Source organism: Pseudomonas sp. P5_B2, from assembly GCF_056400445.1.
In genome coordinates this window covers 1-2,973 of sequence record NZ_JBFULH010000508.1, presented here as the reverse complement: position 1 = coordinate 2,973, position 2,973 = coordinate 1, and the positions used below count along the sequence as shown (strand labels likewise).

The following is a 2,973-nucleotide window of genomic DNA, read 5'->3' as shown; positions in this document are numbered from 1 at the left end:
GAGCTAACGCTATCAGTCTCGATGCAAAGGGCCGTCTCGCCATGCCGAGCCGGTACCGTGACGAGCTTGTTTCGCGAAGTTCCGGGCAATTAATCGTCACAATCGATGCCGTTGATCCATGTTTGTGTGTTTACCCCCTCGATGAGTGGGAAATCATTGAAACCAAACTGCGCGCACTGCCTTCGCTTCGCGAAGAGAACCGCCGCCTGCAACGTTTACTGATTGGTAATGCCGTCGACCTAGAGCTCGATGGCAGTGGTCGTTTTCTGGTTCCGCCGCGTCTTCGTGAATATGCCAAGTTGGATAAGCGCGCGATGTTGGTAGGCCAACTGAACAAGTTCCAATTGTGGGACGAGGATGCCTGGGATGCAGTTTCTGCTGCTGACCTGGCTGCTATTCAACAACCGGGCGCCATGCCTGATGAACTGCGTGATTTGATCCTGTGACTATTGATAGCGGCTTTAACCACATCACCGTATTGCTTGACGAAGCCGTCGAGGCTCTTGCCGTACGCCCTGATGGCTGCTATCTGGACGGCACGTTCGGGCGCGGCGGGCACAGCCGGCTGATCTTGAGCCAGCTGGGGCCTGATGGTCGGTTGCTCGGATTTGACAAAGATCCTCAAGCAATTGCCACCGGGCAGACGCTAGCGGCCGAAGACGGCCGCTTTGTCGTTGTGCAGCGTAGCTTTGCCGAACTGGGTTCGGAAGTCGCCGAGCGCGGTCTGGCCGGCAAGGTCAGCGGTGTTTTGCTCGATCTCGGCGTGTCTTCACCGCAGCTCGACGACCCTGAACGCGGCTTCAGTTTCCTCAATGACGGCCCGCTGGACATGCGCATGGACCCTTCCCGTGGGATCAGCGCTGCCGAGTTCGTCAACACCGCGCCAGTGGAAGAAATCGCTCGCGTGTTCAAGGAATACGGCGAAGAACGTTTTTCCGGTCGTATGGCCCGAGCCGTGGCCGAGCGCCGCGATATCAAGCCGTTTGAACGCACCGCTGACCTGGCCGAAGTCCTGAAAGTCGCCAACCCGGCATGGGAAAAAGGCAAGAACCCGGCAACCCGCGCCTTCCAAGGGCTGCGAATTCACGTCAACAACGAACTGGGCGATCTCGAAACCGGCCTCGAAGCCGCACTGGAATGCCTGGAAGTCGGTGGCCGTCTGGTCGTTATCAGCTTCCATTCGCTGGAAGACCGCATCGTCAAGCTGTTCATGCGCAAACTGGTTAAAGGTGAAGCCGACAACTTGCCGCGCAACCTGCCGGTACGACACGTCGCTTTCGAACCGATCATCAAAATCCATGGCAAAGCGCAGTCCGCCTCCGAGGCCGAACTCAAAGCCAACCCACGTTCCCGTAGCGCCGTCATGCGCGTTGCAGAGAAGCTGCGGTGAGCAAGCTTTTCGCCAAGCCACTGCCCGGCGGAAGCTTTTTCATGCTGCTGCTGTTTGTAGGCGTGCTGGTTTCAGCAATCGGCGTGTCGTACAGCGCTCACTGGAACCGTCAGCTGTTGAACTCGCTGTACAACGAGTTGAGCGTGCGCGACAAGGCGCAGGCCGAGTGGGGCCGTTTGATTCTTGAGCAGAGCACCTGGACTGCCCATAGCCGTATTGAAGTGCTGGCCTCCGAACAGCTGAAGATGCGTATTCCTGGTGCGGCTGAAGTGAAGATGGTGGCGCCATGATGAAACTCGAAGGGGCAATGTTCCCATGGCGTTTCCGCGTGGTGGTGGGATTGCTCGGCATCATGGTCGCGGCGATTTCCTGGCGCATCATCGATCTGCAAGTCGTCGACCGGGCATTCCTTAAAGGTCAGGGCGATGCGCGCAGCGTTCGTCATATTCCGATTCCGGCTCACCGTGGTCTGATTACCGACCGTAACGGCGAGCCTTTGGCCGTGAGTACCCCGGTCACCACGCTGTGGGCCAACGCCAAGGAAATGCAAACGGCCAAGGAGAAGTGGCCGGCACTGGCGGCTGCCCTGGGTCAGAACCCTAAAGCCCTGGCTGAACGTCTCGAAGCCCAGGCCAACAAAGAATTCATTTACCTGGTGCGCGGGCTGACCCCCGAGCAGGGCCAGTCGGTGCTCGACCTGAAAGTACCGGGCGTTTACGGCATTGAAGAGTTCCGGCGTTTCTACCCGGCCGGTGAAGTCACCGCGCACATGGTTGGATTTACCGACATCGATGACCACGGTCGAGAAGGGGTCGAACTGGCCTACGACGAATGGCTCGCCGGGGTCCCCGGCAAACGTCAAGTCATCAAGGATCGGCGCGGAAGGCTGATCAAGGATGTCCAGGTCACCAAAAACGCCAAGGCCGGCAAGCCCTTGGCGTTGTCCATTGACCTGCGCCTGCAATACCTGGCTAACCGCGAACTGCGTAACGCGATCATCGAGAACGGCGCCAAGGCGGGCAGCCTGGTGATCATGGACGTGAAGACCGGCGAGATCCTGGCCATGGTCAACCAGCCGACCTACAACCCGAACAACCGTCGCAACCTGCAACCGGCGATGATGCGTAACCGCGCAATGATCGACGTGTTCGAACCGGGTTCGACCATGAAAGCCGTTTCCATGAGCGCTGCGATTGAAACCGGGCGCTGGAAGCCGAGCGATACCGTCGAGGTGTATCCAGGCTCCTTGCAGATTGGTAAGTACACCATCAAGGACGTTTCGAAGTCCGAAGGTCCGGTACTCGACCTGACCGGCATTCTGATCAATTCCAGTAACGTCGGCATGAGTAAGGTCGCGTTTGATATTGGCGGCGAGACGATTTACCGCCTGGCGCAAAAACTTGGCCTCGGCCAGGACACTGGTCTCGGCTTCCCGGGCGAACGCGTCGGCAACCTGCCGAACTACCGCGAATGGCGCAAGGCTGAAACCGCCACGCTGTCCTACGGCTACGGTGTTTCCGTGACCGCGATTCAGCTGGTCCACGCCTTCTCGGCGCTGGCCAACGACGGACGCCTCGCACCCT

4 protein-coding genes are annotated in these 2,973 nt (G+C 58.9%); all 4 read left to right on the top strand.

Translation table 11 applies throughout. From position 1 onward, the window contains the following. Positions 1 to 446 (top strand): division/cell wall cluster transcriptional repressor MraZ (gene mraZ, locus AC1DRJ_RS23150; RefSeq protein WP_477804196.1); only part of this gene is annotated, 446 nt, incomplete at its 5' end. Next, positions 443 to 1,390, top strand: coding sequence for a 16S rRNA (cytosine(1402)-N(4))-methyltransferase RsmH (gene rsmH / locus AC1DRJ_RS23145; RefSeq protein WP_477804195.1), 948 nt, complete (start codon positions 443 to 445; stop codon positions 1,388 to 1,390). The genes mraZ and rsmH, both read left to right, overlap by 4 nt. Further along, complete coding sequence (gene ftsL / locus AC1DRJ_RS23140; RefSeq protein WP_223515297.1) at positions 1,387 to 1,680, top strand: cell division protein FtsL; 294 nt, start codon at positions 1,387 to 1,389, stop codon at positions 1,678 to 1,680. The genes rsmH and ftsL overlap by 4 nt, the downstream gene beginning before the upstream one ends. Next, on the top strand, positions 1,677 to 2,973 hold a 1,297-nt coding region (locus AC1DRJ_RS23135; protein ID WP_477804194.1), incomplete at its 3' end, for a peptidoglycan D,D-transpeptidase FtsI family protein. The genes ftsL and AC1DRJ_RS23135, both read left to right, overlap by 4 nt.